Genomic DNA, 6,631 nt, shown 5'->3' on the forward strand with positions numbered 1-6,631 from the left:
ATGCCGATCCGGGCACGACAGCTTTCCAGCAATTTCTGGCCGGCACCGGTTCCATGGTCTCCTGGAGGGGAGACGTGGGTGCAAGCGCGCGCACCAGCGACAGCTCGGTCGTTGGCGGCACCATCGGCTTCGACATCCTTCCGGGATCGTACGATGGCTTTAATTCGAAGACCGGCCAGTGGGACTAGCTTGCCAGCGGCCCGAACCACGCGCCAAACATGGCCTATCTGGGCTGGGGCGTCTATGTGATGGCCCGGGTCGACAGCGACGAGAAAAAGAAGAAAGCGGCCTGGAGTGCTGCAGCCCATCTCGGCGGCAAGGATCTGGCACTCTGGACGGCGGCCTATCCGTCCGGCTTCCAGTGCTATCGCAAGAGCCAGTTCGACATCAAGGAATGGGTGTCGGCAGGTTATGACGAAGCCTTTATCTCAGGCTATCTCGCTTCGCAGTCGAATTCCTACAACCATCCGAACGCCGCTATCGAGCCGCGTATTCCGGGCATCTTCCAATATTACAGCGTCGCGGAAGACGAACTGGCCAAGGTTTTCGCCGGACAGGTAACCGCACAGGCCGGCGCCGATGCGATCGCTGCCGCCTGGGAGAAGATCACCGATCAGCTCGGCCGCGACAAGCAGCTTGCGCTCTACAAGGCCTCGCTCGGGGCCTGATATACGACGGACATCTTCGGATGTCTCGTCCATGATCTCAGGCGGCACAAAGTCGTGCCGCCTGAACCGTTGCCCGGTTCCGCACGCCTTTCTGCCTCAAGGGTCTTGCCTATGTCGCATACGATTACCCCAGCCGTCAGCCCTGTGGAGGGCGCGACGGTCCAGCGCGCCGCCGCCAGGCGCGGTCGGCTGCTGCTCTTCGCTGCGACCATCTTGTTGTTCGCCGTCCTCATTCTCCAGATCCTCGATGCGAGCGGGGTCACGGCGCTCGGCCTCGTCAGCTGGCGACCGCTGCTGTTTGCCTATATCGTCTGGGCGGTGGCACTGTGTGCGAGCCAGGTGATGATCCGCGGTGAGGCGGGGCAGCGCGCGGTTTTCGTGCTTCCTGCCGTGCTCTTCACCGTCGCCATGGTGGTTTTCCCGACCGTCTTCGGGCTTTATATCGCTTTCACGGATTGGAACCTGAGCGCGGCGGCCGGCCGACGCTTCAACGGGCTCGACAATCTACGCACTTTGTTCGCGGACCGGTATTTCTGGAACGCGCTGCTGAACATGGTCTATTATGTTCTTTCGGTCCTCGTTCAATATGTCATTGCCTTCGGGCTGGCGCTGCTGCTCAACGCCGAGATCAAGGCGCGCAAATTCTTCCGTGTTGCCTTTCTCCTGCCGCTGATGCTGAGCCCGGTAGCTGTCAGCTGGATGATTGGAAAATCACTCATGGAATACCGGTTCGGCCCGGCGGCGACCCTTGCGCGCCATCTTGGCTGGGACAATCCGGCATTCTTCTCGACGCCGTGGCTCGCGCGAACCTCGATCATGGCCATGGATGCCTGGGTGTCGATCCCGTTCATGATGATCCTGCTGCTCGCCGGCCTTCAGGCGCTTCCTTCCGAAATCAAGGAGGCGGCGAAAGTGGATGGAGCGTCAGGCTGGCAGAGTTTCAAGGAGATCACCTTTCCGCTGATGCTTCCGGTCAGCATGACAGTGATCATCCTGCGCATCATCTTCCAGCTGAAGCTCGCCGATATCGTCATCAACGTCACCGCTGGCGGACCGGGCGGGGCGACGGATACCGTGTCGAGCTTCATCTTCCGCGAATATCGTGACCGTTCCAATGTCGGCTACGGCACCATGCTTGCGGAATTCTATCTCGTCATCATCATCATCTTCGTCGCGCTCATCCTGAAAGGGGCGAGCCGATGGATGCAACGTGAAAATTGAGGCGAAGCCCATGGCGATCATCGCTGAAACATCCGATAGGCCGGGGAGCCTCTGGTCGCGGCGCCCGCAATTCCTGACCAACAGCCTGCTGATCTATGCGGCTCTGGTCTTCTGGGCCTTCATCTCGCTCTTTCCGATCTACTGGACGATCACGACCTCGTTCAAGACAGCGGTCAACGTGACGCAGGGGCATCTGATCCCGTTCGTGGACTTTACGCCGGACTGGAAGGGCTGGCGCTCGCTCGGCCTCTCGCCGGATACGATCTTGGCGCCATCGACTGTGCGCGATGAGTTCATCCGTCGCTTTCTCAACAGCATCGTGGCGTCAGCGGGGGCGTCGTTCCTGGCGGTGCTCATCGGATCGCTGGCGGCCTATGGGCTCAGCCGGTTCTCCTATAAATTCCTTTGGATGGCGAACAAGGACATTTCCTTCTTCTTCCTGTCGCAGTTGATCCTGCCGCCGGTCGTGCTCGCTATGCCGTTCCTGGTTCTCTACAAGCACCTGATGCTGCTCGATACGCTGATCGGCCTCATTCTTATCTACACGCTGATGGTGCTGCCGATCGTGATATGGATTATGCGCGACCAGTTCGACACCATCCCGGTCGAGCTGGAACAGGCGGCACTGGTTGACGGCTGCTCGATCTGGGGCGCTTTCCTACGGATCGTCCTGCCGATCGCACTGCCCGGCATGGTGGCAGCTTTCATCCTTTCGGTCATTCTTTGCTGGAACGAATATTTCTTTGCGGCACTGCTGACGAGTTCGAATGCAAAAACGCTGCCGGTGATGGTGGCAAGCCAGACGGGGTCGCAGGGGATTAACTGGTGGTCAATGGCCGCCATCGCCACGGCGGCGATCATGCCGCTGGTGCTCGTCGGCATTTTCCTGGAGCGCTACATTGTGAAGGGCCTGACGGCAGGCGCCGTTAAATAGAGGCACGAGGAGGACATTTCTAATGCTCAAAAATCTTGACCCGGCGCTCAATGCAGACGTGCTGCACGCCTTGCGCTCCATGGGGCATGGGGACACGCTTGTTGTGTCCGATACCAATTTCCCGAGCGACAGTGTGGCCCGCCAGACGGTGATCGGTAGGCCGCTCAGCATGGCCAATCTCTCGGCACCGCAGGCGATCCGTGCGATCCTCTCTGTGCTGCCACTCGACACACCGCTCCAGAATTCCGCCGGCCGCATGGAAGTCATGGGTGCGCCGGGGGAGATGCCGGCGGTGCAAAGCGAGGTGCAGGCGGAGATCGACCGGGCGGAAGGCAAACCTTCGCCCATGTACGGCATCGAGCGCTTCGCCTTCTACGATCTCGCCAAGAAGGCCTATTGTGTAATCTCGACCGGCGAGACGCGGTTCTATGGCTGCTTCCTGTTCACCAAGGGCGTCATCGCACCTGCAGGCGTGTGAGGTGTCAGCCATGAGAACCGGAATTTCCATTCTCGGCATTTTTGTCGCCGACACCGCCTATCTCGCGCCGCGCATGCCGGCCCTGGGCGAAACCATCGCCGGCAGCGGCTTTTCTGTTGGCCCTGGCGGCAAGGGATCCAATCAGGCGGTGGCTGCCGCGCGTGCCGGAGCTGACGTGTCCTTCATTTCGAAGATTGGTCGCGACACATTCGGCGATCTGGCGCTCAAGACCTATGAGCAGGCCGGCGTGACGGCGAAGCTGATCGTCATGGACGACAAGCCGACAGGGGCCGCTTTCATCTATGTCAACGACCGCACCGGCGACAACGCTATCATCGTCTATGCCGGGGCAGCCGGCACGATCGGCATCGAGGATGTCGAGGGAGCGCGCGAGACGATCGAGCAATCCGCAGTGTTCATCACCCAACTGGAACAGCCTGCACCCGCGGCCCATCGGGCGCTTGATATTGCAAGGAAGGCCGGTGTCACCACGATTTTCAACCCCGCACCCGCGGGCGCCTTTCCAGCGGAGATCTACCGGCTCTGCGACTATATCATCCCGAACGAGACAGAAGCCGCGGCCCTGGTCGGCTTTCCGATCGAAACGCTGGACGATGCGAAACGCGCAGCTGACGTGTTTTTGGCGCAGGGAGTGGGTGCGGCGGTCATCACGCTCGGCGCCCGCGGCGTGTTGTTTCACAATGCCGGGCAGTCGGCTCATGTGCCAGCCGTCTCCTGCGGCCCGGTCATCGATACGACCGGCGCCGGCGATGCCTTCGTCGGCGGCTTTGCAGCAGCACTTGCGCGAGGCGCGCCGCCGCTCGATGCTGTCCGCTTCGGCTGCGCCACTGCCGGCATCGCCGTGACGAGACGCGGGACGGCCCCTGCCATGCCCTCGCTTGCCGAGATCGAGGCCGTAATGGCCGGCTGACGCCGACATCCTGCCGTACAGGCGACCCATTTGGGGCCCTTTCGAATTCCATCCAGCCAAGGCTGTCAATACCGGCGGCGGGTTTCCGCACGCCGGTGCTTTGGCGAGGGAGGCAAGGGCGGAAGCAGATATCTCCGACGCGGCCCACAACGAATTGACGCATTGCACAACACTTATAACTTTACAAATCTAAATTATTCTGTGAAGTAGTGTGCATAGCGACTGAAGTGAGCCAAAGCCGTGACCCAATTGAAATTCGCCACCCGCCTTAATTCTTTTGCCTCGAAGCCAACGGCCGAATGGCCGGAGCTTTCCGGCAAGCCGACCGTCCTGCAAATGGCGACGCGCGCTGCCAAGGTCGATGGTCTAACCGATCTCGATCTCAATTATCCTGACCATGTGGCCGACGATCCGGCCGTCCTGGCGCGTCAGATCGGTGATCTCGGCCTAGCCATCAACGGCTTCGCCATGCGCTATTATACCAATCCGGCCTTCAAAATCGGCGCTTTCACCAACCCCGATCCGGCAGTTCGCCGCGAAGCGATCGATCTCACCAAGAAGGGCATCGACTCGGCCCGCGCCGCCGGCAGCAAGCTGATGACGATCTGGCTTGGACAGGATGGTTTCGATTATGCCTTTCAGGCGGACTACCATACGCTTTGGCAACACGAAATAGACGGAATTCGTGAAGTTTGCATGCATGATCCCGACTGCGAGATCAGCATCGAATACAAGCCGAACGAGCCACGCTCCTACAGCCTGATGCCCGACTGCGCGACCACGCTCCTGGCGATCAAGGATGTCGATATGCCCAATCTCGGCGTCACGCTGGACTTTGCCCATGTGCTCTATGCCGACGAGCAGCCGGCATTTGCCGCAGCTCTCATTGCCCGCTACAGCCGCGTTCTGGGTGTTCATCTCAATGACGGCTATGCCAAACGCGACGACGGTCTGATGGTCGGCGCGGTGCATACCCAGCAGACGATCGAGCTGCTACGCCAGATCCGCAAGGACGGTTATGACGGCGCGATCTATTTCGACACGTTCCCCGATATGACCGGTCTCGATCCGGTCCACGAATGCGAGGTGAACATCCAGACCGTCAAGCGGATGCTGACGGTGGTGGATCGCCTCGAGCAGGACAATCGTCTCTCCGGGGCGATTGACCGACAGGATGCAGTCTCTGCGCAGGCGGTTGTCCAGGAACTCATGCTCGGCTGAACTGCCTGACCGTCAACATACCCTGAATTTCTACGACCCTTGAACCCAAGGCATGCCGGAGGCGTGCCGATCGACCCTATCCGGGAGGAACCGATGACGACCTTTTTGAAGACGACCCTTGCTGCCGGCATTGCCGCCAGCCTCCTGTTCGGCGCGGCCGTCGCGCAGGAACTCGCGCCCCTCAATTCCGATACCGAAAAGGACCGCATGGACTGGTCGCAGCTCGAAGCCAAGCTTGGCGCGCTGCCCAAGCTGCCCGAAGGCACGAAGGCCGGTGCCGTTTCCAAGACACTGACGAACGAATACTGGCGCTCGCTGGGCGAAGGCTACGCGGCCTTCGGCAAGAAGGTCAACGTTCCCGTCATTTATCAGGCTGCCCAGAGCGAGGGTGACCAGCTCGGCCAGCTGACCATCGCCGAGGGCATGATCACGCAGGGCTATAACGTCTTGCTCGTCTCTCCGCAGACGGACGCCAACCTGCAGCCGGTCATCGAGCAGGCCAAGGCGGCCAATATTCCGGTCGTCAACGTCAACGATGCCGTCATTCCGCAGGCCGAGCATTACGTCGGTAACGTCCAGCGCGACAACGGCGTGCGCGTGGCCAAATGGTTCATCGAGCATCGTCCCGAGGGCGGTAAGGTCGCCATCATTGAAGGTCAGGCCGGCGTCTATGCGGCGGTGCAACGCACCGACGGTTTCAAATCGACAATCAGCGAAGGCGGCAAGTTCGAAGTCGTCGCCAGCGTTCCGGGAAATTGGGATCGTCAGACGTCCTACGATGCTGCGACCAACATCCTTAACCAGCATCCCGACCTGGTCGGCTTCTATGCCAACAATGACGGCATGGCCCTCGGCATCGTCGAGGCCGTGAAAGCCGCAGGCCTCCAGGGCAAGGTCGCTGTTTTCGGCACCGACGGCATCTCTGACGCCTACGCTTCGATCAAGGCCGGCGAACTGACCGGCACGGTCGACAGCTTCCCGGTCCTGACCGGCGAAGTGGCGCTCGAGGCCGCGCTGCGCCTGGTTGCCGGCCAGAAGCTGCCACGCGTGGTGGCGACCCCGCAGGCCCTCATCACCGCCGACAATCTCAGCCGCTACCAGGGTGCGGGCGTCGATGTCCGGGCGGTGCTGATGGAAGATGCCAAGGCAGCCAAGTAGCGAAGGTCAAAGATGCCGGC

The 6,631-nt window shown here is 60.9% G+C and carries 6 protein-coding genes and 1 pseudogene; all 7 read left to right on the plus strand.

Annotated features, from left to right (window positions below; all coding sequences use genetic code 11):
* Nucleotides 1-668, plus strand: a pseudogene (locus tag AC1D1Z_RS32230) (sugar ABC transporter substrate-binding protein); the annotation flags it as partial.
* Nucleotides 669-779: 111 nt separating this feature from the next.
* Nucleotides 780-1,889 carry a carbohydrate ABC transporter permease gene (locus AC1D1Z_RS32235; RefSeq protein WP_018516602.1) on the plus strand — a complete coding sequence of 370 codons (1,110 nt, stop codon included), beginning with the start codon at nt 780-782 and terminating at the stop codon, nt 1,887-1,889.
* Between the two features lie 10 nt (nt 1,890-1,899).
* The gene (locus AC1D1Z_RS32240) at nt 1,900-2,823 is read left to right on the plus strand and encodes a carbohydrate ABC transporter permease (protein WP_018245825.1); all 924 of its coding nucleotides are present in this window, start codon (nt 1,900-1,902) and stop codon (nt 2,821-2,823) included.
* A gap of 22 nt (nt 2,824-2,845) precedes the next feature.
* Nucleotides 2,846-3,301, plus strand: a complete 456-nt coding sequence (locus AC1D1Z_RS32245; protein ID WP_018245824.1) for an RbsD/FucU family protein — start codon at nt 2,846-2,848, stop codon at nt 3,299-3,301.
* Between the two features lie 10 nt (nt 3,302-3,311).
* Entirely contained in the window at nt 3,312-4,232 is a 921-nt protein-coding gene (gene rbsK / locus AC1D1Z_RS32250; RefSeq protein ID WP_018245823.1) for a ribokinase, read from the plus strand.
* A gap of 249 nt (nt 4,233-4,481) precedes the next feature.
* On the plus strand, nt 4,482-5,453 hold the full coding sequence (locus AC1D1Z_RS32255) for a sugar phosphate isomerase/epimerase family protein (protein WP_018245822.1): 972 nt from the start codon (nt 4,482-4,484) through the stop codon (nt 5,451-5,453).
* A gap of 93 nt (nt 5,454-5,546) precedes the next feature.
* The gene (locus AC1D1Z_RS32260) at nt 5,547-6,611 is read left to right on the plus strand and encodes a sugar ABC transporter substrate-binding protein (RefSeq protein WP_018245821.1); all 1,065 of its coding nucleotides are present in this window, start codon (nt 5,547-5,549) and stop codon (nt 6,609-6,611) included.
* Nucleotides 6,612-6,631: the final 20 nt, after the last annotated feature.

The organism is Rhizobium sp. P1_E1 (genome assembly GCF_056406015.1).